Genomic DNA, 26,802 nt, shown 5'->3' with positions numbered 1-26,802 from the left:
AGCGCTAGCTCCGGGACAGGGGTTTACTTCTGGCCTTTGAAGAGGCGGTAAACCACAAAACCGGCAAACCAGGCCATGGCCAGGCTGGCGACGCCGAGAAGGACAAGGAAGAAGATTTCAAATGCAAGTACGGACATGATGCCATCCTAACCGTTAGTAGATGAGTAGTTTGTCTATGAAGTAAGCAAGGGAGCCCACCGCGGAAACAGGTGCCAGACCCATGCTAAGGGCGGCAGCAAGATTCAGCGGACCCCCGCGAAGTGTGACAAGCCGGCGGAAGCTGACCAGGACAGCGCCCACCACCACACCGAAGATCGCGGCCGGCACCACGGCGAGGTCGGAGAAGACCAGGCCGGCGAGCGGCCCCGCCAGTCCTGCCAGGGCGATGCCCAGCGGAGCCACCACCCTGTCCGGCCAGCGGATCAGCCCGGCGAGCAATGCCACGCCGGCGCTGATGGCCGCCACAAGCATCATTTCGCGGACGCCGTTGAACCGGGCACCTGCAATCCAGCCGGCGCCAAGGCACGAGAGGAGCACGCCGGCGCAGCAGCCCAGCGTGGATTCGAGGCGTTTGGCCTGGCCGGTCCCCCGGATGAGCTGCACCACAAATACGGCCATCATCCCCAACGCTATAAAGGCCGGAGTCCAGTTGAGGAATCCCGGGGCCGGGAGATAGCCGGCCGCGACTGCCGAGCCCACTCCGGGCAGCGCAATAACACCTGCAAGGGTCTTCTTCGCAGGGATTCGGAGGAAGTGGGGCCAGCCAATGCCGACCGCCACCGCGATGATACTTGCGACGCCGACCAGCGCTTCCCGGGAGACATACACTCCGGCGATGATGGCAACGAGTCCTGCGACGCCGATGAGGCCAATAACCCACGAGCCCAGTGATCGCGACGGGGTACGCACCGCCGGGCTGACTCTGGGCCCGCCCGTTTCGGTTCGCCGCTTCTGCTCTGCACTCAATTCGCTGCATTCCCGTTCTGGCTCTGGACCCGGCGGCTCTGCCGTCCGCGGCAGGGCGTTCTGCCCCATTCCCCAATCCTGCCTTATATGACCCGGATATGTCGCAAAACGAAGGTCTTGGCAGCAGGAATCCCTGTTCGCGGGAACACCGTTCGGTATACTCAGAGTTCAGCTACGCTTCCCGCAAAGGTTGCCGGCCGGATGGATTCCCGTCCGGCTCCGGCCAGCGCAGGGAGCTGGTTCCCGCCGGTGAGAACCCGGTTCAGTCGCCCGAAGATGCGCGGACGCCCCTTGGAGGAACAATGTCGCACATCCTGCTATTGACGAACAGCACCGGGTCATCGGTGGACATTCTGCCTGCCCTGGAATTACTGAATCACAGGGTGCATATCCTCGCCGCCGAGCCCACCGCCCTACTGGAGACGGATCCGTGCGACATCGTGCTGCTGGACGCCCGGAAGGACCTGGTAGGCGCCCGCTCGCTCACCCAGTTACTCAAGGCGACCGGCTTGAGCGCGCCGCTGATGCTGATCCTTACCGAGGGCGGCATGGCTGCCGTCTCCTCTGCCTGGGCCGTGGACGACATTGTTCTCGATTCGGCAGGTCCCGCCGAAGTGGAGGCGCGCATCCGGCTGTCTGTGGCGCGCGCCGTCCCCGAGCAGGAGGACGCCCCGACGGAAATCAGGGCGGCCGGCGTGGTCATTGATGAGGCCAGCTACACGGCCCGCGTCAACGGCGCACCTTTGAACCTGACGTTCAAGGAATTCGAACTCCTCAAGTACCTGGCACAGCACCCCGGCCGCGTATTCACCCGGCAGCAGCTGCTCACGGAGGTGTGGGGCTACGACTACTACGGCGGCACGCGCACCGTGGATGTCCATGTGCGCCGTCTCCGCGCCAAGCTGGGCGCGGACCATGAAAACCTGATCAGCACCGTTCGCAACGTTGGTTATCGACTCACCCTGGTGCGTCAGCAGGAAGACGAACTGACGGAGGCCTGACAGCCGCGCAAAGCAACAGCCCCGGACCATTGGTCCGGGGCTGTTGCTTTTGCGCCTGTGTGGAGCGCTGGAGGTGGAGGACATACGGGTCGAACGTATCGAGGCCACCCCACTGGTGGATCCCCCTCGCCCGGCGCGTCATGTGCCGGGTGAGTTACCGACTATACGTAAGCGGCAGGTAGCCATCAAATCGGGGCACGTTCCCGTGCGGGCGTATAGCCTTGCCTCATGAGTCCTGCGCACCCGGAAAAATGGCCCGTCCTTGTTGTCCACGGCGGAGTGGACAAGCAACTGCTGAAGGACTGCCTGGGCCTCCTGGCAGCCGCCGAGGAATCCGACGGCAACCCCTCCTTGTCCGAGCAGACAGTGGTAACCCTCCGCGCCGGTGACTCCGCTGAGCACTCCTTGCTGACCCTTGCCCTCTACGCCCCGGACGAGGACTCAGACCCCTCCTCCGGGCAGGACCTGGCCGGAGTCGCAGTGGTGGTGGAAGAGGCCGATGGCAGCGGCGTGCTGGAGATCGCCGTCCACCCCAGCTACCGCAACCAGGGTGTGGCGGACCGCCTTGTGGGTGCGCTCCAGTCCGGGCGCGGCCTCGACGGCCTGAAGGCCTGGTCGCACGGCAACCATGAGGCGGCAGCCGACCTTGCCGCGCGCTACGGTTACGGCCCGGTGCGCGAGCTCTGGAAGATGCGTCTGACCACCGCCACGGCCGAACTGCCCGACGTCGGCCTTCCGGACGGTGTCACGCTCCGCGCCTTTGTGCCGGGCAAGGATGAGGACGGCTGGCTGGCAGCGAACCGCGCCGCGTTCGCCCACCACCCGGAGCAGGGCTCGCTGAACCGCGCGGACCTGGACGCCCGGATGGCGGAGGACTGGTTTGATCCCGCCGGCTTCCTGCTCGCTGTGGACGCAGAGGACCGGCTGCTGGGTTTCCATTGGACCAAAGTCCATCCTCGCCACGGCGCGCACCCGGCGATCGGTGAGGTCTACGCGGTAGGCGTTACGCCGGCCGCCCAGGGCATGGGACTGGGTAAGGCCCTGACTGTGGCCGGCATCAGGTACCTGCAGGGACTCGGGCTTCATGCCGTCATGCTCTATACGGATGCTGACAACGCCGCGGCAGTGGCGCTTTACCGGGGACTGGGCTTCACGCGCTGGGACATGGATGTAATGTACGGGCCCGTTGCCACCGTTTAGGCCCCACCTGGTGAGTTAGCCCACTCGGCTGATAAACGGCCGTGCCCGGCCCGAAACCCAGGGCCCCCGGAGCGGGTTTGATTGTAAGGTTGGTAGAGAACCGCGCCGGCCTTGGGCCAGCATCAAGCGCCAGGTAATGAGGAGACACCATGAAACCGGAACCCGCGGGAACAGTCACGTCCGAGGGCCCCGCAGTGCCCGTTCGGGCCCGCTTTGGTTCATCCGAAGTCCCCGCCTCGCGCGCCACCCAGGATCGGATCGACATTCCGGAGTTTGCCCCCAACCTGGTACCCGAAGGCGACATCCGGCCGGACCGCTTCCTGGACCGCGAGCTCAGCTGGCTCGCTTTCAACTCCCGCGTCCTGGAGTTGGCTGAAGACCCCAACCTCCACCTGCTGGAGCGAGTGGCCTTCCTGTCCATTTTCGCGTCCAACCTGGACGAGTTCTTTATGGTCCGCGTTGCCGGCTTGAAGCGACGCATCGCCACCGGCCTTGCCGTGCCCTCCCCCGCCGGACTCAGCCCGGTTGAGGTGCTCGAAAGGATCGGGGACGAGGCCCACCGGCTGCAGCAGCGCCATGCCCAGGTCTATGCAGACCAGATCCGGCCGGCGCTCGCCTATGAGCACATTCACCTGATGCACTGGGACGAACTGGACGACGCCGCGAAACAGATGCTCAGCGAACTGTTCGCCGAAAAGGTCTTCCCCATCCTGACGCCGCTGGCTGTGGACCCGGCACACCCGTTCCCGTACATCTCCGGGCTTTCGCTGAACCTTGCCGTAGTGGTGCGCAACCCGGTCAGCGACAAGGAACTTTTCGCTCGCCTCAAGGTTCCGGACCAGCTGCCCCGCCTGATTTCCATTGACGGCCCGCGCGCCGGGGCCGTGGCCGGCCGCGTGGCACGCTTCATCGCCCTGGAAGAAGTCATTGCCGTCCACCTGGACAAGCTCTTCGCAGGCATGGAAGTCCTGGAACACCACATCTTCCGCGTGACCCGCAACGAGGACCTTGAGGTTGAAGAGGACGACGCCGAGAACCTCCTGCAGGCTCTGGAAAAGGAACTGCTGCGCCGCCGCTTCGGTCCGCCCGTCCGTCTCGAAGTCACCAACGACATCAACCCGAACATCCGGGCGCTGCTGATCCGCGAACTTGGGGTGGAAGAGTCCGAGGTGTACTCGCTGCCCGCCCCGCTTGACCTCCGCGGGCTGTCGGTCATCGCCGGCATCGACCGCGCCGACCTCCATTACCCCAAGCACATGCCGCACACGTCGCGGTTCCTCAACGAGTCCGAGACGTCCAAGGCCGCGAACGTTTTCTCCGCGATGCGCCGCCGCGACATTCTGCTCCACCACCCGTACGACTCCTTCTCCACCTCCGTGCAGGCATTCCTGGAACAGGCCGCCGCGGACCCCAAGGTCCAGGCAATCAAGCAGACCCTGTACCGGACGTCAGGCGACTCCCCGATCGTTGACGCTTTGATCGATGCCGCCGAGGCCGGCAAGCAGGTGCTGGCGCTGGTGGAAATCAAGGCCAGGTTCGATGAGCAGGCCAACATTTCCTGGGCCCGGAAACTCGAGCAGGCGGGCGTCCACGTGGTCTACGGCATCGTGGGACTCAAGACGCACTGCAAGCTGTCCCTGGTGGTCCGCCAGGAAGTGGACGGGCTTCGTCGCTACTGCCACATCGGCACAGGCAACTACCATCCCCGCACTGCCAGGTATTACGAGGACCTAGGCCTCCTGACAGCCAACGAACAGGTCGGACAGGATCTGTCCAAGCTGTTCAACCAGCTCTCCGGCTACGCCCCCAAATCCACGTTCAAGCGGCTGCTGGTGGCACCGCGTTCTGTACGCTCGGGGCTTATTGACCGGATCGAGACCGAGATCCGCAATGCCCGGGCCGGCCTGGCCGCACGGGTGCAGATCAAGGTCAACTCCATGGTGGACGAGGCCATCATCGATTCCCTCTACCGCGCTTCGCAGGCCGGTGTCATGGTGGACGTCATTGTCCGCGGCATCTGCTCACTGCGCCCTGGTGTGCCGGGCCTCAGCGAAAACATCACGGTACGTTCAGTGCTGGGCCGCTTCCTGGAACACTCGCGGGTATTCGCCTTCGCCAACGGCGGGGACCAGGTTGTCTACATCGGTTCGGCAGACATGATGCACCGCAACCTTGACCGCAGGGTCGAGGCGCTGGTCCAGCTGGCCAACGCTGAGGACATCACCTACGTTCTTGACCTGCTGCGCCGGTACATGGATCCGGAGACAGCCAGTTGGCACCTGGATAACCAGGGCCAATGGAGCCGCCACCACATCGCCGACGACGGCACGCCCCTTGACGACATCCAGTCCTGGCTTCTGGCATCGCGCACGCGCCAGCGCAGCCTGAGCCGGCGGTAGGTCCGGCGTTGTCCAGCGACATCCTTGTAGCAGACCAGACGGACCATCCCGGCGAAGCGGTCGCGGTGGTGGCGGCCGGCGCCATCCCGTGGCGGATCAGCTCGGACGGTCTTGAAGTCCTGGTGATCCACCGGCCCAGGTACGACGACTGGTCCTGGCCGAAGGGCAAAATCGACCCCGGGGAGACCCTGCCGGAATGCGCGGCGCGGGAGGTGCGCGAGGAGATCGGGCTCGCCGCGCCCCTGGGCATCCCCCTGCCGGCCATCCACTACCACGTGCCCTCGGGCCTGAAGGTGGTCCACTACTGGGCGGTCCGCGTCAACGGGGACCGTCTGGTTCCTGACGGCAAGGAGGTGGACCGTGTGGTGTGGTGTGCTCCGGAAACCGCGGCCGGCCTGCTGTCCAACCCGTCCGACGTCGCCCCTCTGGAGTACCTGCAGGCCGCCTATAAAGACGACCAACTGGACACGTGGCCGTTCATCGTGGTCCGGCACGCAAAGGCAAAGCCCCGCTCATCGTGGTCCAAAGCGGAGGGCGAGCGGCCTCTGGCGGCCACCGGAATCAGGCAGGCGGAGGCCGTAGCCCGGCTGTTACAGGCGTGGCAGCCGCCGCATGTGGTGACCAGCCCCTGGCGGCGCTGTGTGTCCACGGTGGCGCCATACCTAAAGATTTCCGGAGCGAAGGTCAAGCTGGTGGACGCGCTGACCGAACACCGGCACGCGCGCACCCCGAAAAAGACGGCCGCCGTCATTGAGACGCTGCTGGAAAAGCAGCGCCCCGTGGCGGTCTGTACGCACCGTCCGGCGCTGCCCACCGTGCTGGCCCAGCTGGCCAAGCGCATGCCCGGCCGCCTTCGTGCCCTCCTTCCGGACTCGGACCCGTATCTGTCCCCGGGGGAACTGGTGGTGTGCCACGTGGCTGCCAACCATAAACAACGCATCGTCGCGGTGGAGCAGTTCAAGCCCTTTGACGACTAAGGCTCCGGGCCGTCCCAACCATTGACGCGGGATTCTTTGTATCAAATACTTAGTACATTGATGCATAAAAACTTTGGGGGACGATGTGCCAGGCGCCGACAGCTTTGGATTCAGCACCCCGGATGTGCCGCCGATGCTGCTGCTCGGGCCGTTCCTGCTGGCTGCCGGACTGTACCTGCTGTTGCGGTGGGTGGTCCGGGTTCCCGGTGGCGGAGCGTCGGCGGTCAGCGTTTCCCAGCATGCGCTGTGGGTCGGCGTCCTGGGATGGCTTGCGAGCTCGCTGCAGTCCGCCGCTAATGCCGGCATCCTTCCGCTGACCGGCACCTCACCGGCCCTGGCCAGTCCAACCGGCATCCTGGTGGCGCTGGCCTGGCCGGTCCTTGGGTGCCTGGCCATCCACGCCATCGGGCAGCTGAGCTATCCGGGATCCCGGCTCCCCCGCAGGTTTGCCAGCTTGGACGTCCGCAGGGTCAGGGACTTCCTGCCACGCCGCCTGGCGTGGACTGTGCTGGCCATTTTTGCAGGCGCTGGCCTGCAGATTGCCTACGTGGCTACCCTTCCCGGCTACGAACCCATCCCGTTTAGCACCATCCAGGACAGCGCCGGCAATTTCCGTCCCGTCGGAGGAGACGGGCGTATCGCGGGAAACGTGCTGGCCGCCTGCCTGGGTGCTGCCTGGCTCGCCCTCGCTGCAGGGACAGCCTCTGTGCTGATGCTCATCAGCCGCCGCAGGCAGCTCGAGGCCCTGAACCCGCAGGAGAACGACGTTCTGCGGACTATCGCCATGAACAGGTTACTGCGGACCGTCGCAACGATCGCCGCAGGGCTTGGCGCTGTGGCGGGCAATTTCGCTGTCCGGCCGGACCCTGCCGCGAATTCGACCGGCTGGACCAATCCCGCGGGACTCGTGGCACTCGTGGTGCTGCTGACGATGTGGGCATGGGCACCGCCAAAGCTGCCAAGCGCCCACACAGACGGTCACGGAATCCGATTGGCTGACTCGCCGGCCTCCACCCACCCGGCCACCAGGCTGTCGGTCTCAGTCGGGGCAGCCATGGGTATCGCACCTGTGGCAGTTGCAGGGCTGGCCATCTTTATCCCCGGATTCTTTGTGCCGGGCTCCGGGTTTCCAGGGCAGCAAATGTTCTTCGTGCCGTTGTTGGCAGTGACCGTCCTGCTCGTGGCAGGCGCGGGCGAGCTGCTGCTTCAGCGCAACTACGGTTCACGGGAGGTACCCGGGACTTGGCCGCGGGAGGCGGTCAGCCCCGCTTTGCTCACCACTGGTATTACCGCCGCCGTGCTGTACGTGGCAATCACTGCAGTAACGGCCGTGGGCGAGTGGAAACTGCTGGAGGCCGGGTTTGTCGGGTCACTGCGAGCGGACAGCCCCAATGGCGGATCAGCGGCGTGGGCAATCGCCGCCACGGCCACAGCTGTGGTGGCAGCGGCCGCCTGCCTGCCCGTTGCGGTGGCCCGGAAGCGCCCCGGCATTTCCGCCGATGTTCCCGGCCTGGACGCCGCGCTCAGGGCAATTACGGTTCACCGGGTGGTCCGGACCCTGGCTGCCTACTGCACGGTCCAGGGCGGCGTGGTCCTGATGACGGCCAGCAGTGCGTGGCCGCCTGCCCTGGGTCTGCCCGCTGCGTTGTGGCCGGCCGCGTGGCAGCCGGTAATGATCGCCGGAGCGATGCTAGCGGCGGTCGGCGTGGTGATCGCTGTAATCCCCGTTCGGGGATTTGCGCGGATCCCCGCATCGGGCAGAATCGTTCCGCAGGCCGCCCGATGAACGCGGGAGTGTCCGTAGACCTAAGATCGGCCACCCCGCCGTACGAGCAGATCCGTTCGCAGATCAGCTCCCTGATTGCCACCGGTGATCTTGGTGTCGGAAGCCGGCTGCCCACCGTTCGCAGCCTCGCCGCCGATTTGGGCATCGCGGCTGGAACGGTTAGCCGGGCCTACAAGGAACTTGAGGCGGCCGGCCTCATCGAATCCCGGCGGCGGAACGGAACCGTGGTGGCAAAACCGGCGCCGGGAGCCTCGGCCCGATCAAACGGGACCGTGCCCGAATCGGTGACTGCCGCCGTCGACCTTCTGATCAACGCGGGCCGCGACGCGCGGCTTAGCGATCAGCTGCTGCTCGACCTGGTCCGCGGAAAGCTCCAGAAGGGCTGACATGATGCAGGAACATTCTCATGACCGACGCCCGCAGCGCACGGGGTTCGTGCCATCACTGGTGCTGCTGGCGCTCATGGCCTATCCAACACGGTTTGCGTCAGGGCTGTGTCGGCTGTTGCGGCCGCACCCGGTCCCAAAAGGTAGACTCTAGCCGTGAGTATCCCGACGCCCTACGAAGACCTCCTCCGCGACGTCCTGGCCCATGGCACCCACAAATCCGACCGGACGGGCACCGGAACCACCAGCGTTTTCGGCCGCCAAATCCGCTTCGACCTGGGCAAGAGCTTTCCGCTGATCACCACCAAGCGCGTACATTTCAAGTCTGTTGCGGTGGAACTGCTTTGGTTCCTGCGCGGCGAATCGAACGTGAAATGGATGCAGGACCAGGGCGTGACTATCTGGAACGAATGGGCAGACGCGGACGGCGAACTGGGTCCTGTGTACGGTGTCCAGTGGCGCAGCTGGCCCACTCCGGACGGCGGCCACATTGACCAGATCGCCGAACTGGTGGAGAACCTGAAGTCCAACCCGGATTCGCGCCGGCACATCGTGTCCGCCTGGAACGTCTCCGAGCTCAAGGACATGGCGCTGCCCCCGTGCCACGCGTTCTTCCAGTTCTACGTGGCAGACGGCAAACTCTCGTGCCAGCTGTACCAGCGGTCCGCAGACATGTTCCTGGGCGTGCCCTTCAACATTGCCTCCTACGCCCTCCTCACGTGCATGGTTGCCCAGCAGGCGGGGCTGGAACCGGGCGAGTTTGTCTGGACCGGCGGCGACGTCCACATCTACGAGAACCACATGGACCAGGTCCTCAAGCAGCTGGACCGGGAGCCCTATGACTACCCGCAGCTGAAGATCACCCGGAAGCCCGCATCGATTTTCGACTACACCTTGGACGACTTCGACGTGGTTGGCTACCAGCACCACCCCACGATTAAGGCACCGATCGCCGTATGAGCACCGAGAACACAGCAGATCCCCAGGCCTTCACCGAAGAGCTCGCCGATACCGTCACCGGCGTCGGCCTGGTGTGGGCCCAAACGTCCGGCGGCGTGATCGGCAAAGACGGCGACATGCCGTGGAACCTGCCCGAAGACATGAAGCACTTCACCCGGCTCACGCTGGGGCACCCGGTAATCATGGGCCGCAAAACGTGGCTGTCTTTCCCGGAAAAGTACCGTCCGCTGCCTGGCCGCACCAATATCGTGGTCACCCGGCAGAAAAACTGGGGCGACTCACCCGAGGCGAAGGGCGCCGTCGTGGTTCCCTCCCTGGATGATGCGCTCCTGGAGTCCCAGTTCGTCGACGGCGGCGAAACAGTCTGGATCCTGGGCGGCGGCGAAGTTTTCCGCCAGTCCACAGACCTTGCCAACGTCGCGGTGGTCACCACGATTGATGTGGAGGCCGACGGCGATACGTTCGCTCCGGAGCTCGACGAAACGTGGGAAGCGGCTTCGGCCGTTCCGCCGGACGGATGGCTGACGGCAGCCAACGGCACGCGCTACAGGTTTACCAAATGGGTTAGGACGCAGGGCTGAGATGCTGAAAAAACCGGAAACACTGTTTGTGCTGGGCTATATGCTCCTGCCGCTGCTCGCGCTGCTCTCCGCAATTGTTGGCCTGACCATGGTCCTGGGCGGCAACAAGATCGCCGGCGCCATCGTGCTGGTGGTGGTGACGCAGGTCTTCGCGTTCGGTGCCTTCTTCGCCCTGCGCGCCCGAAAGCAGGCCATGCTGCAGGACGACAAGCGCGGCTGACGGCTCATCTGTAGCGTCAGCCTGATGAACTCTAACTGCAGGATCTTTTGGGGATGATGCATAGTGGCTGGAAATATGTGGGGGCCGGGGAGCGAGCGCGAACGGCGCAATGACGCCGTGTATGCCGAGCACAAGGAAGCCCTCTCCCGTGGCGGGAAGCGGGTGCTCCGCAGGACTGACACCGGCGAGCTCCACAGCTATGCCGGCGATGAGATCGGGTTCTCGCCCGGCCGCGGGCAGGCCCAGGTCAGGACCTGGTGGGGCATGGGAATTGTGTCCCTCGTCCTGGGACTGTTGTTTGTCGCATCCTGGATCATACTGCTGATGCCGCTGGGCAAGGGTGAGCAACCTTTTTGGGGTGCGCTGTTCCTGACAGCACTAGCCGGGTTGGGCTGCTGGTACACGCTTGGCATGGCCAGGGACGAGCACCGGGCCGCCAGGATCCGCCAGGAGCGCGGTGCCCTCAGGCCCGGCAGCGGGCACGTGTCCATGCCTCCTGCCGGTCCTTCCCCGACGAAGCCCTCCGACGTCTGACCGCACCGGACGGTGACCGCCGCTTCCCGCCCCTCCGTGCGGCCTGCCGCCGCCGTGCATCGGGCCGTGACGTAACCGACTGCGCGGTGCCGGTTCCGAAGTCTAAACTGTACGAATGACTACAGCAGCTACCCCCTCCGTCGGCCTGGTCGGATGGCGCGGCATGGTCGGCTCCGTCCTGATGCAGCGCATGCAGGACGAAGGCGACTTCGCCAACATCAACCCGGTATTTTTCTCCACGTCCAACGCAGGAGGTGCCGCCCCGTCACTCGCTGGAACAGCAGCGGGCAGCGCCGGCAAGCTCGAGGACGCGTTCGACGTCGACGCCCTGGCGAAGCTGCCCATCATTGTCACCGCCCAGGGCGGGGACTACACCAAGCGGGTCCACACCGAGCTGCGCGGCCGCGGCTGGGACGGCCTGTGGATCGACGCCGCCTCCACCCTGCGCATGAACGACGACTCCATCATCGTGCTGGACCCCATCAACCGCGACGTCATCGACAAAGGCCTGGTCAACGGCACCAAGGACTTCATCGGCGGCAACTGCACCGTGTCCTGCATGCTGATGGGCCTGGGCGGGCTGTTCAAGAACGGCCTCGTTGAGTGGGGCACGTCCATGACCTACCAGGCAGCCTCCGGCGGCGGTGCCCGGCACATGCGCGAGCTGCTCAGCCAGTTCGGCACGCTCAACGCCGAGGTGAGCTCCGAACTGGACGACCCGGCGTCGGCCATCCTCGAAATCGACCGGAAGGTCCTGGCTCACCAGCGCACGGACATCGACGCCACCCAGTTCGGCGTGCCGCTGGCCGGCTCCCTGATCCCCTGGATCGACGCGGACCTTGGCAACGGACAGTCCAAGGAAGAGTGGAAGGCCGGGGTTGAGACCAACAAGATCCTGGGCACCTCGGACGAGAACCGGATCATCATGGACGGCCTGTGCATCCGCATCGGTGCCATGCGTTCCCACTCCCAGGCCCTCACACTGAAGCTCCGTGAGGACCTGTCCGTGGCCGAGATCGAAACCCTCCTTGCCGATGACAACGAGTGGGCCAAGGTCATCCCCAACACCAAGGAAGACTCCATGGCCGGCCTGACTCCCGTGGCCGCTTCCGGCACGCTGGACATCCCGGTTGGCCGTATCCGCAAGATGGAGATGGGCCCGGAGTACATCAGCGCGTTCACCGTGGGCGACCAGCTCCTCTGGGGCGCTGCCGAGCCGCTGCGCCGCATGCTCAACATCGCCACAGGCAACCTGTAGCCTTTCCCCTGACACGAGCGGTCCCGACCCGCAGGAGCGGTGCTACCCGGCACCGCTTCTGCGGGCCGGGGCCGCTTCTGCGTCTTGGGCCCGCTCAGCGGTCCAGGAAGGTGATGTACCGTTCGGCTGCCCTGGTGAAGGCTGCCTGTGCTGCCGTACCCAGCGGCTTGGTGCCGTCGAAGAGTTCAGGCACGACGGCGGCGCTCCGGCCTGCGCCTGCGCGGGACCACGTGCCGATCACCTCTCCCCCGGCCACGAGGGTCTTCTTGAACACGCCGTTGCCGCCGGGCACGATCTTGTTGGCGTGCTCCGGCGCCAGCACCAGGTTCCGGTCCTGATAGCCCAGCAGGAACTCGTCAAAGCCGGGCAACAGCAGCACCGACCGCTGGCCCGGCACACCGTCGTCGAGCAGTGATGCGGTCTCCGGCGACATCCAATAGCCCGCATCGCCGAATTCCAGCTCGACCAGTAGGCCACGGACCTGTTCCATAGCGGACCGCACTTCGGTCAGCGGGATCTGGGTCCACCACGCGAAGTCGCGGAGCGTGGCGGGGCCGTGGCTCCGGAAGTAGCGAAGCACGAACTCCGCGATCGCGTCCTGCCGCTCCAGCGTCCGGGACTCAGGGATCCACTCGTCGAAGGCCACCAACAGCTGCTGGTTCCCCGAGAGCGGCCCCTGGACCAGCCACGCATGCCGGCACAGCGTCCCCAGAATGTGGATCCCGCGCTGCCCGGCCGTGGGCTGGCCAGCGGCCTCAAACACGGCGAACAGTTCGTTCCTGCTGACTGACCCGCCCCCGACCACGCGTTCCAAGGCAACATCCCTGCACTTTTCGATGTCCGCCCACGTGATGTCCAGTTCACGGTGCCGGCCCGCCACCACGCGGTAAAGCCGTTCCGCCGTCAGGCTCAGCATCCAGCGCAGGTCCTCCGGAGCCACCAGGTGGAGCGTTCCCCGCATTGGCCAGGAACGGACCACACTGCCATTGTCCAGGGCGGCCCGGATGTCCGACAGCCCCGCACCAGGGACACGCAGTCCAACAGCCAACAGCGAAGCCTGCAGGTCCTGCGCCTGGGTAGCCGTCAGCCAGCGGACAGCCGCCGGGACTGAGGCCAGCCCGGGACCAAGCAGCCCCTGCGATGCCAGCCGGAGCCGGCCCATAACGTTGGGGGTGACGCGGGTGGCTGCCATGTCCTCATCGTAGAACCCTGCCGGATAGGGTAGAAGCATGACTTTGGGGAGTTTGTGGCCGTCGTTCGCGCGTGAAACACAAGGATGGATGGTAGGAGGGACCGCTGCGGTCCTGGCCGGGGTGGCCCTCGGGCTCGCCCCGGCGCTGGGATACCCGGGCGGTGATGAGGGCCTTGAGGTGTTGCTGCCTTCCCTGTTCCTCTGCCTGGGCGGAGGGTACGCAGTCCTGTTTCCCGGTGTCAGGGTCAGCCGTGTCACCCTCCGCATTGTCCGCGACTGGAAACTCTATCCGCTCAGTGGCCGGCTGCTCTGGATCCTCGCCCATGTCACCGCCGTGACCGGCCTGGCGGTCTGCATCGCCGCCGCCACCACGGGCCTGGCGGTGCCGGGACTCCTCGTCTGGCTGTTTACGGGCCCCTACCTGACCCTGACCGGATGGGCCGCCGCCCTGATGGGGACGGCGGCGAACATCAGGCTGATCGGCAGCGAAGAAGGCCTCCTCGCACCGGCTGTGCAGCCCGGGTAAGGCTAGAGCGTCAGCCCGATCAGCAGCGGTTCCGGATGCAGTTCAATGCCAAAGCGTTCGACGACGCCGTCCCGCACCTCGCGGGCGATGGCCAGCATGTCCTTGGCGCTGGCTGAGCCCCGGTTGGTAATGGCCAGCGTGTGCTTTGTGGACAGCGCCGCGCGCCCGCCGGACGCGCTGTCCGGTTCCAGGCCGTAGCCCTTGCCGAACCCGGCCCGGTCGATCAGCCAGGCAGCAGAGAGTTTGACCATGCCGTCCACACCGGCGGGGTACTGCGGTGCGTTGTCCGGCAGCCCGGCGGCGACGTCCGCGGAGACAACCGGGTTGGTGAAGAACGATCCGGTGGAATATGTGTCCCGGTCGGCGGCGTCCAACACCATGCCTTTGGACGCGCGCAGGCGGAGCACTTCGCGCCGGACATCGTTTGAGTAAGCCCGTTTGCCGGGTTCGACGTCCAGGGAGCGGGCCAGCTCGGCGTAGCGGATGGGCGCACTCATCCGGCCCAGCGGCAGCTGGAATTCGACGGTCAGCACAACGTACCGGGGCGATCCGTCCACGGTGGTCTGCTTCAGGATGGAATCCCGGTAGCCGAACTTCAGCTCGGAGTTGGTGAAGGTCTGGACAGCATTCCGTGTCCGGTCCCACGTCCGGACCGCGGCGATGGTCTGGGAGACCTCTGAACCGTACGCCCCGACGTTCTGGACCGGAGTAGCGCCGGTTGCCCCGGGGATCCCGGAAAGTGCCTCGATGCCGGACCAGGCGTGAAGCACGGCGTGCTCCACGAAGGCATCCCAGTTGTGGCCGGCCTGCACCACCACCGCCACACCGCCGCAGGAGTCCTCAGCGTTAACAGTGAACCCTTCCGAGGCGATCTTCACCACGGTGCCGGGGAACCCGTCGTCGGAAATCAGCAGGTTGGAGCCGCCACCGATCACGAGGACGGGCTCCCCCCCCGCGTCAGCCGTGCGGACGGCGTCGATGATCTCCGCCTCGGTCCGGGCTTCAACGTACTTGCCGGCGGGACCGCCCACAGCGGCCGTGGTCAGGGCCGCGAGCATTGTCTGGGTCACAGCTCCATCCTTAGGACAGCCTGACGACGGCCTGGGCCTTCATCAGCACTTTTTGCCCGGCCGAAACCACGGTCAGGTCAACGCGCGCGGTTCCGGCCTCGGCGTCGAGCTTTCCAATGGCGCCGCTGACCTCGATGGTGGCCCCGGGTTCCGTGGTTCCGGTGGTGTCTGTGACCAGGACCGGCTTGGTGAAGCGCGTCTGGAAGTCGACGACGGCGGCGGGGTCGCCTGCCCAGTCGGTGACCAGCTGCACTGCCGCACCCATGGTGAACATGCCGTGGGCGATCACGCCGGGCAGTTCCACGCCGGTGGCGAAGGCCTCGTTCCAGTGGATGGGGTTGAAGTCGCCGGACGCACCGGCGTACTTGACCAGGTCGGTGCGGGTGACCTCGATGGTCCGGCTGCCAATGTCCTGGCCGGCGCTGAGTTCGTGGAAGGTGGGGCTCATGGTTACTGTCCCTCTCCGCGGACGAGAATGGATGATGTGGCGGTGGCGACGGGCTCGCGTTCACCGCTGCCGCCGTCGGTCAGGGCAAAAATTTCCTGGCGCGTGGTGATCATGGCGCCTCCGCCCATGGCACGGACGCCGTCAACGTGCAGTTCCGCCACCAGCCGGTCGCCGGCGACGATGGGGCGGTGGTGGATGAAGCGTTGGTCGGCATGGACTACGCGGGTGAAATCGATGCCGGCATCAGGATCCTCGATCAGCTGGGCGTCGGCGCGCTGGGCGATGATGATGGCAAACGTGGGCGGCGCCACCAGATCGGTGTGGCCCAGGGCCTTGGCGGCCTCGACGTCGAAGTGGGCGGGGTGCGTTGCCTTGACGGCGCGGGCGAACTCGCGGATTTTCTCGCGGCCGACGTCGTACACCTCTGCGGCAGGGTAGCTGCGGCCCTGCAGATCCGGATTGATAGTCATGGCCTCAAGCCTATCGTTCCGGGCAGCCGTCGGGGTCTTGCCATCCCTTGATATGATGAATTTCATCATTCCATCAAGTGACTTGCTTGCAGGATCAGGAGCGTTCCCGATGTTGACTGCCGCCCAGGCTCCGCTGTACGAGATCAAGGCCAACCTCTTCAAAGCACTGGCCCACCCCGCGCGGATCCGAATCCTCGAACTCCTGTCCGCCGCCCCGCACAACACGGCAGCGGTCAGCTACCTGCTTGCCGAGACAGGGCTGGAGGCCTCCCACCTCTCCCAGCACCTGGCCACGCTGCGCAGGCACAAAGTGGTGACATCGGTGCGGAGCGCCAACGCGGTGACCTACAGCCTGGCCCACCCGGGGATTTCGCAGCTGTTGGCTATTGCCCGCACCTTCCTGCTGGACAGCCTCGCCGACTCCAACGAACAGCTCCGACTGGCGCAGCAGCTGCCGGCCGGGCATCTGCCCGCGGAGTCCGCCTCGTGAGCACCGGGCTGCGTTCGGGTTCGCTGGCACTTTCCCGTTTCCTGCCGTCCCGGGCGGACTACGCAGGGCTCCGGCTCTCCTGGCGGACTGACGTTTTCGCCGGGATCACGGTGGGCATCGTGGCTTTGCCGCTGGCGCTGGCGTTCGGGGTCAGCTCCGGGGTGGGCGCGGAGGCGGGGCTCATCACGGCGATCGTGGCCGGACTGGTTGCCGCCGTCATGGGCGGCTCCCACGTCCAGGTCTCGGGACCAACAGGGGCCATGGTGGTGGTCCTCGCGCCGGTGGTGGCGGTGCACGGGACCGGCAGCGTAGCCCTGGTGTCACTGATGGCAGGACTGATGGTCTGCGCGCTCGGCATCAGCGGCCTGGGGAAGGCCGTGGCCTTTATTCCGTGGCCGGTGGTGGAAGGCTTCACGCTGGGGATCGCCGCCATCATCTTCCTCCAGCAGGTTCCGCTGGCCACCGGTACGGCCGGCACACCGGGCCACAACACACTGCTCGCAGCCATTGAGGCGGCATCGGTGGCAGTGGCACCCACCGTCGTGCTGACCCTCGCGCTCGTGGCGGGTGTCGCCGTCGTAATGATCCTGGTCCAAAAGTATTTCCGGGCACTGCCGGCCAGCCTGCTCGCGGTGCTCCTGGCGACGGCGGCTGCCGAACTTCTGCGGCTGGACGTGCCCCGGATCGGCGAACTGCCGCACTCCCTGCCATCGCCCTCCGTACCTGCCATGGATCTGGCTTCCGTGAGCGCCTTGGCGATGCCCGCCGTCGCCATCGCAGCCCTCGCGGCCATCGAATCGCTGCTCTCTGCACGCGTGGCAGGAGGAATGGCCGGACCGGACGGAACTCCGAGCGGCCCCTACAGCCCGGACCGGGAGCTCACGGGCCAGGGCCTGGCCTCCATCGCCGCCGGCCTGTTCGGCGGGATGCCCGCCACCGGCGCCATCGCCAGGACGGCCGTGAATGTGCGGTCGGGCGCGAAGACCCGGCTGTCCGCCGTGGTGCATGCCGTGGTGTTGCTTGCCATTGTCTACCTGGCAGCCGGACTGGTGGGACGAATTCCGCTCGCGGCCCTCGGCGGTGTGCTGATGGTCACCGCGGCGCGGATGGTTTCCCGGCGCACCGTGACCGCGATCCTCCGTTCAACCCGTTCGGATGCGGCGGTCTTTATCCTCACAGCCATCATCACTGTGGCGTTCGACCTGATTGTGGCCATCCAGATCGGGCTGGCCGCTGCCGCCCTCTTCACGCTGCGGAAATTCGCGTCGCTGAGCAGTGTGCAGCGTGAGGAGATTGCCGGACCGGCCGCTGACGGCGATGACCACATTGCAGTCTTCCGGCTCGATGGTGCCATGTTCTTTGGTGCCGCCGAACGCATTCTCCAGGAGATCAGCCAGGTCAGGGACGTTCAGGTGGCCATCATCAGGCTCTCCCAGGTGCGGATGCTTGACGCCACCGGCGCGCACGCCCTGGTGGAGGTGATCTCCGCGCTGGAGCTGCGCGGCATCACGGTGCTTTTGAAGGGCGTCCGGCCGGATCATCTTGCCCTGGTGACCAACGTCGGCGTGATCCGCTCGCTGCGCCACCACAAGCATTTGTTCGAGGACCTGCCGGCAGCCGTGGAACACGCCCGCAGCCACGTTCGCCGGAACGCGGCCGCAGCTAACGCTTGAGGTTCTTCCGGATGGTCTGGCCGCGCACCACGATCCCGGCGATGTGCAGCACGAGCCCGGCGCCAATAACCGCCAGGGACGCCATGGCGAGGTCGCGGTTGTTGGTGTTGTTGCCCACCAGGTTCAGGATGATCCCGACGGCGATGAGCCCCATGGCACCGAAAGCCAGGACTTTGTACGAGGTGGGCGCGGACTCCCAGAATTCTTTTAGCACCGTGCCAGTCTACCGAGCGTTCAGAACAGGGATTCCTGAAAAGCGGGTACGGTCGAGGAAAACTCCCCCAGCACGAGGGCGTGTGCTGCGAGCCGGCCGAGGTTCACCACGAACTCCGAGTCCGTGCCATCCAGGAGGGCGAGGGCGTTGGCTCCGCTGAGCCCCGCAATGGTGAAACCGTGGTGGCCGCCGTCGAGTGCATGCGGATAGGCGTGGCGCAGCGCCGGCCTGCAGAGTGCGGCAGCCTGCGCGGGCGGCACCCAGCGTTCATCAGCTACCTCAAAACCGTCGACGGCGGTCCGGTCAAGCAGGCTGCGGACACGGGCCGCGTGCCGGGCGTTGATGTCCTCAAGTTCGGCTGCGGGACGCGGCCCGGTCAGTGCCTCGGCCTTTGCGGCGGAGCGGACCTGCTGGACGAGTCCGGCCTCCCGGGTGACCATATCCTCAAGGATACGCACTACGCGCCCGTCCTGTGCCCGTGCCACGTAACTGGCCACCACGGCCCCTGTTCGGCAAGCCGGTTCCACTTCCTGAGGTCCGATGCGGTGCCCACTTTGCTGGCTCCGCCGGCGAACGTCGCCACATACAGCCAGTGCTCCTGCATCAGGTAGGTCCGCAGCCCGTCCGGCACGTAGCCGCCGCGGTGGAAGTCGTGGATGAGCCTGGAATGGTCCGCCACGAAGCATCGTTCACACTGTTTGCCCTTGGCTGCCGGCGCGCCGGCGGAGCACAAGACATGGGTCCGGCTGGTGGCCGAGTGGACCTTGTGGTGCCCCAGGCAGGACCTGCCTGGGGAGGTGACGTCGAACCCAAGCCGGGCCCCTGGCCGGAGGCTTACCTCACGGAAGTCACCGGCCGGTGACTGCAGGCGCAGAACGGGGCTGCCGCCGTCGTGCCCTGCCTCCGTGGCCGGGGCGCCGTCCCAAAAGACCCCGTGGACCAGATAACGGGTATCGGTCACGGGGTCTCCTGGTGTGAAGCTTCGGGTGCTACAGCGCGGGCTGCACTCCAAAGGCTACTGCGAGCTTCATGATCTTTTCGGCGCGGCCCAGGCGGGGCAGGTCAGAACCGTCGCGGATGACGCGGCCGTTGGCTTCGAAGTCGGCCATAAAGTCCGTGGCCCAGGCAACGTCCGACGGCGTGGGGCTGATGACCTCGTTGATGACGTTGGTCTGGTCGATGGCCAGGCACAGCTTGCCGGTCATGCCCATCATGACCGTGATGCCGGTCTGCTCGCGCAGGATGGGGTGGTTGGTGCCCACAGTGGGACCGTCGATGGGGCCTGGCAGGTTGCCCACGCGGCTGGCCACAACCAGTTTTGCGCGCGGGTAGGCCATGGCCTCGGGGGTGGCCGCCATGCCGGTGTCGCGGCGGAAGTCGCCGGAACCGAAGGCCAGGCGGAAAGCGCCCTGCGCCTTGGCGATGTGGTTTGCCTCCTCGATGCCCAGCGCGGATTCCACCAGCGGAATGACCGGCGTATTGCCATCCATGCGGTGGAAGCTCTCGGTCACCTGGTCTGCTGACTCCGTCTTGGCGAGCATGACTCCGAGCAGGCCGGGAGTGCCTCGCAGCCCGGCGAGGTCCGCTGCCCAGAACGGGCTGGTGGCATCGTTGATCCGGACCCAGGCCTTGCCGCCGCCGCTCAGCCAGTCAATAACGTTTCCGCGCGCCTGGTCCTTCTGCGACGGGTCCACGGCGTCTTCGATGTCCAAAATGATCGAGTCAGCGCGGGAAACAGCCGACTGGTCAAACAGTTCGGTTTTCATCGCGTTGACCAGAAGCCAGGAACGGGCGATTTCAGCTGGGATGTTGCGCTCAGGCCGAACAGTCTCGGTGGCGATGGTAGAGGTCATGTATCTACCGTATCCGGCCGGGCACTGCGAGCGCTAAGCAGGATTGCCTGACGGGGCGACCAATACGAACATTACCGGCACCGCCCGCGCCACCTGGATGCCCATGTAGGTAGCAGTAAGTGTCGTTATGACGGCTCAAAACGACACTTACTGCTACCTAGTTGGGTTAGGGGAGGTTGGTTCCCCGGGCTGCGATCCACAGTCCGTACCAGTCGGCCCGGGTCATGGCCTCTGACACCCGGCCTGCGTCCGCGCACGCCGCAATCCGCGCCGGGTTTACGGTGCCGATCACCGGCGCGATCCCGGCCGGATGCTTCATGAGCCAGCCGAGGAGGACAGACTCCCCCGTGCTGCCGTACTTGCCGGCCAGGTCCCGGACGAGGGCAGCCGTGGCGGTCTCGGCCGACGTCGGGTCTTCCGGCGCCGCGCCCGTGTACAGCCCCCGCGCCAGCGAACCGTAGGCCTGGAGCGTCACTCCGTTGCTGGTGCAATACTCCACCGTGCCGTGCGGGAAGGCGTAGTCCAGCGAGTCGGGATGGTTCACCAGAACCTGGCTCTCCAGCCACGCCCGCTTCAGCAGACTCATCTCCAGCTGGTTGGCCACGACGGGCACGTCCAGCCGGTCCTGCAGCGCTTGGATCTGCGCGCCGGACATGTTGGACACGCCCACCTGCCGCACTGCCCCTTCTGCCAGCAACTGCCCGACGGCGCCCGCCACCTCGCCCAGATGGGTCAGGGGGTCGGGCCGGTGCAGCAGGAGCACGTCCACATGGTCAGTCTGCAGCCGCTTCAGGCTGCCCCTGACCCGTTCGAGGATGGCGTCCCTGCTGAGGTCATAATGCGTGGCCAGCCCGCGTTCGTTGAGCCGGATCCCGCACTTGGTCTGCAGCCGGATGCGGTCCCGCAGCCCCGGCGTTGCTGCCAGCACTTCGCCGAACACGGCCTCGGACTTTCCGCTGCGGTAGATGTCCGCGTGGTCGAACAGCGTGATGCCCGCGGCCAGCGCAGCCTCAACGGCGGCAGCGGCCTCGTCCACATGGTCGGTGCCGTGTGGCTCGTCGGACCAGCTGCCGCCCAGGCCCATGCAGCCATAGATGAGTTCCTGCATCAGGCGGTCTCCCCGCCCGCCACGGGTGCCACTCCCGGCGAAGTCATCAGCGCAGCCACACTGTGCTGTTGGCGGGCAGCTTGCCCTCTTCCAGCGGGACGCTGCTGATGAGGACCTCGCCGGCGGGAAGCCCGACGGCGGTGTCCCCGAAGTTGGTCACTGACTGCCAGCCGCCGGGACGGCTGAAGTGCAGGACCTCCGGGTTGCCGGTCTCGATCCAGTCCAGTTCCTCCTCCGCCTGGAGCTCCCGGCGGAATTTCAGGGCCTTGCGGTACAGCTCCAGGGTGGAGTTTTCGGTGCCGTCCTGAGCCTCCACCGCGTACTTGCTGAACCAGTCCGGCTGCGGAAGGTGGGCACCGTCGGCGCCGAACCCGAAGGACGTCCCCTCGACCTTCCACGGCAGCGGCACCCGGCAGCCGTCCCGGCCCACTTCAACACCCTTGCTGCGGAAGAACGTCGGGTCCTGGCGGTCTTCATCCGGGATGTCCGCCACTTCCTGCAGGCCAAGCTCCTCGCCCTGGTAGAGATACGCGGAACCCGGTACGGCCAGCATCAGCAGTGTGGCGGCCCGGGCACGCCGCTCGCCCAGTTCCACGTCCAGCTCGTCCTGGGGACCGCCTGCCAGCAGCCACGCCTTGCCGTCCTGGCCCTTGGCGGGCTTCTTGCCGGCAGGTCCTTTCGCTGCCTTGGGCAGGCCGTAGCGTGTGGCATGGCGGACCACGTCGTGGTTGGAGAAGACCCAGGTGGACGATGCCCCCGTCTCCTTGGCCTCGGCCAGGTTGCGGGTGATGATCTCGCGGAATTCCTCGGCGTCGAAGTCTGCCTGGAGGAGGTCGAAGTTGAAGGCCTGGCCCAGGCCTTCAGGGCTGGCGTAGCGGGCGCGGCGGGTGGCGTGCACCCAGGCCTCGGCGACGGCGGTGCGCGGCGGGTTGTACTCGTTGAAGACCTCGCGCCACTCAACGTAGATGTCGTGGACCTCGTCGCGGTCCCAGAAAGGGTGCGAGCCGTCGTCGAAACCGTCGGTGCCGCTGTTCGCCTCGGACAGTTCCATCTTCGAGAGCAGCGGTTCGGTGAGGTCCTTGGTCAGGGCGTGGGCCACGTCTACACGGAAGCCGTCCACGCCGCGGTCGGACCAGAAACGCAGGGTCTTCAGGAAGTCGTCGCGGATTTCGCGGTTGGCCCAGTTCAGGTCAGGCTGCTCCTTCGCGAAGATGTGCAGGTACCACTGGCCGGGGGTCCCGTCAGGTTCGGTGATGCGCTCCCAAGCCGGCCCGCCGAAGACGGAGTCCCAGTCCGACGGCGGCTGGTCGCCGTTTTCGCCCAGCCCGTCCCGGAAGATATAGCGGTCACGGGCGGCGGAACCCTTCGGCGAGGCAAGCGCCTCCTGGAACCATTCGTGCCGGTTGGACGAGTGGTTGGGGACGATATCGGCGATCAGTTTGATGCCGGCGCTGTGCAGTGCCTTGGCCATCTCGTCAAAGTCCGCCAGGGTGCCGAGCTTGGGATCCACGTTGCGGTAGTCGTCCACGTCATAGCCGCCATCAGCGAGAGCCGACGGGTAGAACGGGCTCAGCCACACGGCGTCGATCCCCAGCGTTTTCAGGTACGGGACCTTGGCGGTGATGCCCTTGATGTCACCGAGGCCATCACCGTTTGAGTCGGCGAAGCTGCGCGGGTAGATCTGGTAGACAGCAGCCTGCCGCCACCAGTTGGGGTCTGCGGTGAGGGCTGAATCGGACAGGGTTGCCAGCGTGGCAGTGGTGGGCAAGGGTTGATCCTTTTCATTGTGGCGGGTTATTTGCTGGTGGATTCAAAAATCTGTCTGACGGCTCCGCGCGCGTTCATTTTTGATCTAAATTTAGTTCCTCAAGTATCATGTCGTGCAGGAGACAGGGAGGTCAACACCATGGCGGAAATTACTTCAGCAACACCCCAGCTGCTGCGGCGCGTCAGCGCCGGAGCAGTGCTGGATTTCCTCCGCGTCTCACAGGCAGTGACTGTCACGGAAGTTATGGACGCCACGGGGCTGACCCGGGCCACCGCCATCTCTGTCTGCGAGGAGCTGATGGACCGGGGCTGGATCCGCGAACTGGAAAACCAGCGCGCATTCGGCGGCTACCAGAAAGGCAGGCCGGCACGCCGGTTTGAACTCAACGAACGGGCTGGATACGTCCTGGGCATGGATGTGGGCATCCTCAAGGCCACCGTGGTGGTGTCTGACCTGCGCGGCAACGCGCTGGGACGGGCCAGCCAGCCCTTCGCGGATGCCGAAATTTCAGCCGAGGAGCGCATCGCCGGCATTGACAAGGCCGCGATGATGGCGCTCCATAGCGTGGGCGCCTCCCCCGACGACGTCCTGGCCGCCTGCGCCGGAATCGCGGCCCCCGTGGACCGCAACGGCGAGGTCCTGACCACCCAGCATTTCTGGGGACTGTTCGACGTCGGGCTGAAGTCCGCGTTGCACCAGCGCCGGGGCTGGACCGTCCTGCTGGAAAACGACGCCAACCTGGCCGCCCTCGGAGACCGCTGGCGCGGGGCAGCCGCCGGCGTGGACGACGTTGTGGTGATCCTGGCCAGCGAACGCCTGGGTTCAGGGGTGATCGACGGCGGGCGGCTGCTGCACGGCCGCGGCGGCGGCGCCGGGGAACTCGCCTTCCTTGAACTGCTGGAGGGCGTCGGAGACACCTACGGCATCGCAGCGATGGCCAGGACGTGGGCTGCCGACGCCCTGGCCGGCAACGCCAAAACGTCGCTCCGGGAGTTCGCCGCCGAAGGCGCCGAGGCCGAACAGGTCTTCGCGGCCGCAGCCGCCGGGGATGCTGTGGCGCTGAAGATACTGACCCGCCTGGCCGACAGGATGGCGAGGGTCATCGGGGCCATCGCCACCATGACCAACCCTGAACTTGTAGTGCTCGGCGGCGCCGTGGCCAATTCCGCGGGCGTGCTCCTGGAGCCGATCGCCGAACGCCTGCCCCTCTACACAGCCACTCCCCCGCGGGTGGCCGTGTCCCCCCTGGGTGCTTCCGTGGTGACAGTCGGCGCCGTCCGCTGCGCCCTCGACTACGTGGAGAAGAACAGCCTGGACCTGGAACTCGCCCGGAGCGCCTGACCCGCCCCGGTTCTGCATGGCTATTCGGGCATGATCATGGTCCGCAGGTCCAGCTGGCGCAACACCCTGTCCGCTACTTCGGGGTCCATATCCGGCTCGTTGCGTGCCGTTACCACTTCCTGCCGGGCAGCATCGAGGGCGATCGTCTGGACAGCGATGGCCAGCCCGCGGCCCCTGCTCCGGAGGTCGGCAACGGATTCGTTCCGGAGGCTGCCGTCCAGGAGTTCGGCGTGAAGGCGGCCCATCTTTTCCTTGACCAGTGCCACTTTCTCGGGCGGCAGGTCCTTCATCAGGTCATGCTCCTTCAGGGCCGCGAAAGCGGCGGCCTGTGCCCGCTTGGCCAGGACCCGGGCGGCATCGCGTTCCTCCGACCCGTCGTTTGAGGCTTTGAGGACGCGCATCAGCCACGGGAGCGTCAGGCCGGGGAGGACCAGCGTGGCCAGGAGCACCGCGCAGGCGATTACCAGCATGTAGTCCCTGGCCGGGAAGGGTGTTCCGTCCGCCAGCGTCAGGGGCAGCGCCAGCGCAAGGGCCAGGGTGGCCAGTCCGCGCATGCCGCACCACGTCAGGATCAGGACTTCCTTGGCGGAGCCGGGCTGCAGGAGGTTCTCGCGCTTCCGTGCACCCAGCGCCAGGACCGCCATCCAGAGGAACCGCACAGCGAACACTAGGACGCAAACCAGCACCGCAGCGCCGAGCATGCCCCAGATATCGTTGCCTTCGTCCTGGATGACGTGCCGGATTTCGAGTCCCACGAGCCCGAATGCCAGGCCTGTGACAAGCAGCTCCACCACATCCCAGAAAGCGGTCCGGGTGATCCTCTCGGCCGCATCTTCCGGGCGTGAATGGCGCTTCATCTCCAGGGCGGTGACAACCACGGCGATGACGCCGGAGGCGTGGACCTCCTCGGCCAGGATGTAGGCGGCGAACGGCACCACGAGCGTCACGGCACTGCGGGCCACCATCGAAGCCACCAGGCGGGTGATCAGGGCGGTGAGCCAGCCCATGGCGACGCCGACCAGCACGGCAACGGCAGCGCCGATGACAAACTTCAGGACGACGTCGGATCCCAGCTCTGTGCCGCCCACCGCCGCAGCCACCGCCGCCTGGAAGATGACGATGGCGGCGGCATCGTTGAAGAGGCCCTCGCTTTGCAGCACGGTGATGAGCCGCCGGGGCATGTGGACCCGGCCCGCTACAGACTCCACCGCAACCGGATCCGGAGGAGCCACCATGGCGCCCAGGGCGATGGCCGCGGGAATGCCGATCCCAGGGATCAGCAGCCAGGCGGCGCCTGCCACCACTGCCGTGGTGATGACAACCAATGCGACGGCCAGCATCAGCAGCGTCCGCCAGCGGACCCGGAAAACGGCCCACGAGCTGCGCTGGGCCGTGGCAAAGAGCAGCGGTGGAAGGAAGATGGGCAGGATCAGCTCAGGCGCGATGTCCAGGTCCGGGAATCCCGGGATGAAGGTGAGGGCTGCAGCCAGGATGAGCATCAGCACCGGATACGGCAGCCGGAGGCGGTCCCCCAGGCCGACGGCCACAACGGTGGCCAACAGTAGCCCGATGATGAGTGCCAACTGATCCATGTGCCTGCTTCCCCAACGGGGCGGCCTGTCCTGCCGCCCGGTGGGAGGCGCCTGCCGCCGGTCTCAGTTTAGCGGCGCCGGCACCGGCCGCCTTCCGGGCTGCGCCGGCTGGATCGTCAGGCCAGTGGTTCCAGGGCTGCCGCAATGGGCAGGGTGCCGTCGCGGAACTCGATGGTCCGCCCCGCCGTCCGGGGTAAATCCAGTACAGCCGCAACCACGCTGGCCGTGTTGCTGCGCGAGGTGGCCCCGTTGCCGTCCCGTGGCGGATTGACCTCGATCAGTCCGCTTGCCGGCTGGTCCGTCAGGCTCCCCGGGCCCAGAATGGTCCAGGCCAGTCCGGTGCCGCGCAGGTACTCGTCCGCCGCCGCTTTGGCGTCCGCGTAGGCAAAGAACGGGTTGTCGGCCGGGACGCCGTGGTTCGGGCCGGCGCCCAGGTAGGACACCATGACATAGCGCCCTACGCCGGCCTGCGCCGCAGCGTCCATGGAACGGATGGCGGCGTCACGGTCCACCGCATAGGTGCGCGTTGGGTTCCCGCCCCCGGCACCGGCTGACCAGACCACGGCATCGTGGCCGCTGAGTGCGTCGGCGATGGCCGCCGTCGTCGAATTTTCAACATCAAGGACCGACGGCGTTGCCCCCGTTGCCGCAACGTCTGCGGCATGGTCCGGGTTGCGGATGATCGAGGTGACGCTGTGGCCCTCTGTGGCGAGGAGCGTGGACAGGTGAAGGGCCACTTTGCCGTGGCCGCCGATGATAGCGATGCGGGTCATGGCTCCCATTGTGCCC

26 protein-coding genes and 1 pseudogene are annotated in these 26,802 nt (G+C 66.3%); 15 read left to right on the top strand and 12 right to left on the bottom strand.

The features are described from left to right. Window positions 1-153 precede the first annotated feature (153 nt). Window positions 154-888 (bottom strand): permease, encoded by a 735-nt coding sequence (locus GUV69_RS20675; protein ID WP_164206843.1) that lies wholly within the window; start codon window positions 886-888, stop codon window positions 154-156. A gap of 380 nt (window positions 889-1,268) precedes the next feature. Here GUV69_RS20675 and GUV69_RS20670 point away from each other — a divergent pair, with 380 nt between their 5' ends. The 11 genes from GUV69_RS20670 (at window position 1,269) to asd (ending at window position 12,268) form a co-directional block, all read left to right on the top strand. Then, the gene (locus GUV69_RS20670; RefSeq protein ID WP_164205833.1) at window positions 1,269-1,967 is read left to right on the top strand and encodes a winged helix-turn-helix transcriptional regulator; all 699 of its coding nucleotides are present in this window, start codon (window positions 1,269-1,271) and stop codon (window positions 1,965-1,967) included. A gap of 228 nt (window positions 1,968-2,195) precedes the next feature. Then, window positions 2,196-3,167: a mycothiol synthase gene (mshD, locus tag GUV69_RS20665; protein WP_164205831.1), complete on the top strand. Its 972-nt coding sequence runs from the start codon at window positions 2,196-2,198 to the stop codon at window positions 3,165-3,167. 149 nt (window positions 3,168-3,316) lie between these two features. After that, window positions 3,317-5,566 (top strand): RNA degradosome polyphosphate kinase, encoded by a 2,250-nt coding sequence (locus GUV69_RS20660; RefSeq protein ID WP_164205829.1) that lies wholly within the window; start codon window positions 3,317-3,319, stop codon window positions 5,564-5,566. Window positions 5,567-5,574: 8 nt separating this feature from the next. Next, on the top strand, window positions 5,575-6,543 hold the full coding sequence (locus tag GUV69_RS20655) for an NUDIX hydrolase (RefSeq protein WP_164205827.1): 969 nt from the start codon (window positions 5,575-5,577) through the stop codon (window positions 6,541-6,543). A gap of 85 nt (window positions 6,544-6,628) precedes the next feature. Further along, window positions 6,629-8,329 (top strand): hypothetical protein, encoded by a 1,701-nt coding sequence (locus GUV69_RS20650; protein WP_244292810.1) that lies wholly within the window; start codon window positions 6,629-6,631, stop codon window positions 8,327-8,329. Next, complete coding sequence (locus GUV69_RS20645) at window positions 8,326-8,715, top strand: GntR family transcriptional regulator (protein WP_164205825.1); 390 nt, start codon at window positions 8,326-8,328, stop codon at window positions 8,713-8,715. The genes GUV69_RS20650 and GUV69_RS20645 overlap by 4 nt, the downstream gene beginning before the upstream one ends. A gap of 156 nt (window positions 8,716-8,871) precedes the next feature. Then, complete coding sequence (locus GUV69_RS20640; protein WP_164205823.1) at window positions 8,872-9,675, top strand: thymidylate synthase; 804 nt, start codon at window positions 8,872-8,874, stop codon at window positions 9,673-9,675. After that, window positions 9,672-10,256, top strand: a complete 585-nt coding sequence (locus GUV69_RS20635; RefSeq protein WP_164205821.1) for a dihydrofolate reductase — start codon at window positions 9,672-9,674, stop codon at window positions 10,254-10,256. Before GUV69_RS20640 ends, GUV69_RS20635 begins: the two co-directional genes overlap by 4 nt. Before the next feature lies 1 nt (window position 10,257). Further along, the gene (locus GUV69_RS20630; protein ID WP_164205819.1) at window positions 10,258-10,476 is read left to right on the top strand and encodes an NF038396 family protein; all 219 of its coding nucleotides are present in this window, start codon (window positions 10,258-10,260) and stop codon (window positions 10,474-10,476) included. 63 nt (window positions 10,477-10,539) lie between these two features. After that, on the top strand, window positions 10,540-11,010 hold the full coding sequence (locus tag GUV69_RS20625; RefSeq protein ID WP_244292809.1) for a hypothetical protein: 471 nt from the start codon (window positions 10,540-10,542) through the stop codon (window positions 11,008-11,010). A 115-nt stretch (window positions 11,011-11,125) separates the two neighbouring features. Continuing rightward, a complete protein-coding gene (asd, locus tag GUV69_RS20620; protein ID WP_164205817.1) occupies window positions 11,126-12,268 on the top strand; it encodes an aspartate-semialdehyde dehydrogenase in 1,143 nt (380 codons plus the stop codon). 94 nt (window positions 12,269-12,362) lie between these two features. Here asd and GUV69_RS20615 read toward each other — a convergent pair whose 3' ends face one another. Further along, the gene (locus GUV69_RS20615; RefSeq protein WP_164205814.1) at window positions 12,363-13,460 is read right to left on the bottom strand and encodes a winged helix DNA-binding domain-containing protein; all 1,098 of its coding nucleotides are present in this window, start codon (window positions 13,458-13,460) and stop codon (window positions 12,363-12,365) included. An 88-nt stretch (window positions 13,461-13,548) separates the two neighbouring features. Here GUV69_RS20615 and GUV69_RS20610 point away from each other — a divergent pair, with 88 nt between their 5' ends. Beyond that, a complete protein-coding gene (locus tag GUV69_RS20610; RefSeq protein WP_164205812.1) occupies window positions 13,549-13,986 on the top strand; it encodes a hypothetical protein in 438 nt (145 codons plus the stop codon). Window positions 13,987-13,988: 2 nt separating this feature from the next. On the opposite strand, the gene GUV69_RS20605 is transcribed toward GUV69_RS20610, so the two are convergent. Genes GUV69_RS20605 through GUV69_RS20595 form a run of 3 tightly spaced genes read right to left on the bottom strand, consistent with a single transcriptional unit; the run spans window position 13,989 to window position 15,974 of the window. Further along, window positions 13,989-15,056 (bottom strand): UDP-N-acetylmuramate dehydrogenase, encoded by a 1,068-nt coding sequence (locus GUV69_RS20605; RefSeq protein WP_164205810.1) that lies wholly within the window; start codon window positions 15,054-15,056, stop codon window positions 13,989-13,991. 10 nt (window positions 15,057-15,066) lie between these two features. Further along, on the bottom strand, window positions 15,067-15,504 hold the full coding sequence (locus tag GUV69_RS20600) for a MaoC family dehydratase (protein WP_164205808.1): 438 nt from the start codon (window positions 15,502-15,504) through the stop codon (window positions 15,067-15,069). 2 nt (window positions 15,505-15,506) lie between these two features. Next, window positions 15,507-15,974, bottom strand: coding sequence for an FAS1-like dehydratase domain-containing protein (locus tag GUV69_RS20595; protein WP_164205805.1), 468 nt, complete (start codon window positions 15,972-15,974; stop codon window positions 15,507-15,509). 109 nt (window positions 15,975-16,083) lie between these two features. Here GUV69_RS20595 and GUV69_RS20590 point away from each other — a divergent pair, with 109 nt between their 5' ends. Both GUV69_RS20590 and GUV69_RS20585 read left to right on the top strand, forming a co-directional pair. After that, window positions 16,084-16,464: an ArsR/SmtB family transcription factor gene (locus GUV69_RS20590; RefSeq protein WP_164205803.1), complete on the top strand. Its 381-nt coding sequence runs from the start codon at window positions 16,084-16,086 to the stop codon at window positions 16,462-16,464. Continuing rightward, on the top strand, window positions 16,461-18,137 hold the full coding sequence (locus tag GUV69_RS20585) for a SulP family inorganic anion transporter (RefSeq protein WP_164205801.1): 1,677 nt from the start codon (window positions 16,461-16,463) through the stop codon (window positions 18,135-18,137). Before GUV69_RS20590 ends, GUV69_RS20585 begins: the two co-directional genes overlap by 4 nt. Here GUV69_RS20585 and GUV69_RS20580 read toward each other — a convergent pair. From GUV69_RS20580 to GUV69_RS20560, 5 genes and pseudogenes are all read right to left on the bottom strand, one after another. Continuing rightward, window positions 18,127-18,351, bottom strand: a complete 225-nt coding sequence (locus GUV69_RS20580; RefSeq protein ID WP_164205799.1) for a DUF3188 domain-containing protein — start codon at window positions 18,349-18,351, stop codon at window positions 18,127-18,129. The two genes, GUV69_RS20585 and GUV69_RS20580, sit on opposite strands and share 11 nt — an antisense overlap. A gap of 20 nt (window positions 18,352-18,371) precedes the next feature. After that, window positions 18,372-19,312: pseudogene (locus GUV69_RS20575) on the bottom strand (DUF2797 domain-containing protein). A 28-nt stretch (window positions 19,313-19,340) separates the two neighbouring features. After that, complete coding sequence (locus GUV69_RS20570) at window positions 19,341-20,204, bottom strand: HpcH/HpaI aldolase/citrate lyase family protein (RefSeq protein WP_164205797.1); 864 nt, start codon at window positions 20,202-20,204, stop codon at window positions 19,341-19,343. Window positions 20,205-20,370: 166 nt separating this feature from the next. Further along, window positions 20,371-21,312: an aldo/keto reductase gene (locus tag GUV69_RS20565; protein ID WP_164205795.1), complete on the bottom strand. Its 942-nt coding sequence runs from the start codon at window positions 21,310-21,312 to the stop codon at window positions 20,371-20,373. A 46-nt stretch (window positions 21,313-21,358) separates the two neighbouring features. Next, window positions 21,359-23,080 carry a glycoside hydrolase family 13 protein gene (locus GUV69_RS20560; RefSeq protein WP_164205793.1) on the bottom strand — a complete coding sequence of 574 codons (1,722 nt, stop codon included), beginning with the start codon at window positions 23,078-23,080 and terminating at the stop codon, window positions 21,359-21,361. A gap of 138 nt (window positions 23,081-23,218) precedes the next feature. Between GUV69_RS20560 and GUV69_RS20555 the strand changes: the two genes are divergently transcribed. Beyond that, window positions 23,219-24,421: an ROK family protein gene (locus GUV69_RS20555; protein WP_164205791.1), complete on the top strand. Its 1,203-nt coding sequence runs from the start codon at window positions 23,219-23,221 to the stop codon at window positions 24,419-24,421. A 20-nt stretch (window positions 24,422-24,441) separates the two neighbouring features. Here the strand turns inward: GUV69_RS20555 and GUV69_RS20550 are convergent, their stop codons facing one another. Further along, window positions 24,442-26,013, bottom strand: coding sequence for a Na+/H+ antiporter (locus GUV69_RS20550; protein WP_164205790.1), 1,572 nt, complete (start codon window positions 26,011-26,013; stop codon window positions 24,442-24,444). A gap of 116 nt (window positions 26,014-26,129) precedes the next feature. Next, entirely contained in the window at window positions 26,130-26,786 is a 657-nt protein-coding gene (locus GUV69_RS20545; protein ID WP_164205788.1) for an SDR family oxidoreductase, read from the bottom strand. Window positions 26,787-26,802: the final 16 nt, after the last annotated feature.

Source organism: [Micrococcus luteus] ATCC 49442 (genome assembly GCF_010367585.1).
GTDB classification, from domain to species: Bacteria; Actinomycetota; Actinomycetes; order Actinomycetales; family Micrococcaceae; genus Arthrobacter; species Arthrobacter luteus_A.
Note: the sequence above shows the minus strand (reverse complement) of the source record. Positions and strands in the feature narration are given on the sequence as shown.

Bases quoted from the DNA above. Each gene is read 5' to 3' on its own strand.
- GUV69_RS20670 (WP_164205833.1), top strand. From the start codon at position 1,269: ATGTCGCACATCCTGCTATTGACGAACAGCACCGGGTCATCGGTGGAC.
- mshD (WP_164205831.1), top strand. From the start codon at position 2,196: ATGAGTCCTGCGCACCCGGAAAAATGGCCCGTCCTTGTTGTCCACGGC.
- GUV69_RS20660 (WP_164205829.1), top strand. From the start codon at position 3,317: ATGAAACCGGAACCCGCGGGAACAGTCACGTCCGAGGGCCCCGCAGTG.
- GUV69_RS20645 (WP_164205825.1), top strand. From the start codon at position 8,326: ATGAACGCGGGAGTGTCCGTAGACCTAAGATCGGCCACCCCGCCGTAC.
- GUV69_RS20635 (WP_164205821.1), top strand. From the start codon at position 9,672: ATGAGCACCGAGAACACAGCAGATCCCCAGGCCTTCACCGAAGAGCTC.
- GUV69_RS20630 (WP_164205819.1), top strand. From the start codon at position 10,258: ATGCTGAAAAAACCGGAAACACTGTTTGTGCTGGGCTATATGCTCCTG.
- asd (WP_164205817.1), top strand. From the start codon at position 11,126: ATGACTACAGCAGCTACCCCCTCCGTCGGCCTGGTCGGATGGCGCGGC.
- GUV69_RS20615 (WP_164205814.1), bottom strand. From the start codon at position 13,460: ATGGCAGCCACCCGCGTCACCCCCAACGTTATGGGCCGGCTCCGGCTG.
- GUV69_RS20610 (WP_164205812.1), top strand. From the start codon at position 13,549: ATGGTAGGAGGGACCGCTGCGGTCCTGGCCGGGGTGGCCCTCGGGCTC.
- GUV69_RS20600 (WP_164205808.1), bottom strand. From the start codon at position 15,504: ATGAGCCCCACCTTCCACGAACTCAGCGCCGGCCAGGACATTGGCAGC.
- GUV69_RS20595 (WP_164205805.1), bottom strand. From the start codon at position 15,974: ATGACTATCAATCCGGATCTGCAGGGCCGCAGCTACCCTGCCGCAGAG.
- GUV69_RS20590 (WP_164205803.1), top strand. From the start codon at position 16,084: ATGTTGACTGCCGCCCAGGCTCCGCTGTACGAGATCAAGGCCAACCTC.
- GUV69_RS20570 (WP_164205797.1), bottom strand. From the start codon at position 20,204: ATGACCTCTACCATCGCCACCGAGACTGTTCGGCCTGAGCGCAACATC.
- GUV69_RS20565 (WP_164205795.1), bottom strand. From the start codon at position 21,312: ATGCAGGAACTCATCTATGGCTGCATGGGCCTGGGCGGCAGCTGGTCC.
- GUV69_RS20555 (WP_164205791.1), top strand. From the start codon at position 23,219: ATGGCGGAAATTACTTCAGCAACACCCCAGCTGCTGCGGCGCGTCAGC.
- GUV69_RS20550 (WP_164205790.1), bottom strand. From the start codon at position 26,013: ATGGATCAGTTGGCACTCATCATCGGGCTACTGTTGGCCACCGTTGTG.
- GUV69_RS20545 (WP_164205788.1), bottom strand. From the start codon at position 26,786: ATGACCCGCATCGCTATCATCGGCGGCCACGGCAAAGTGGCCCTTCAC.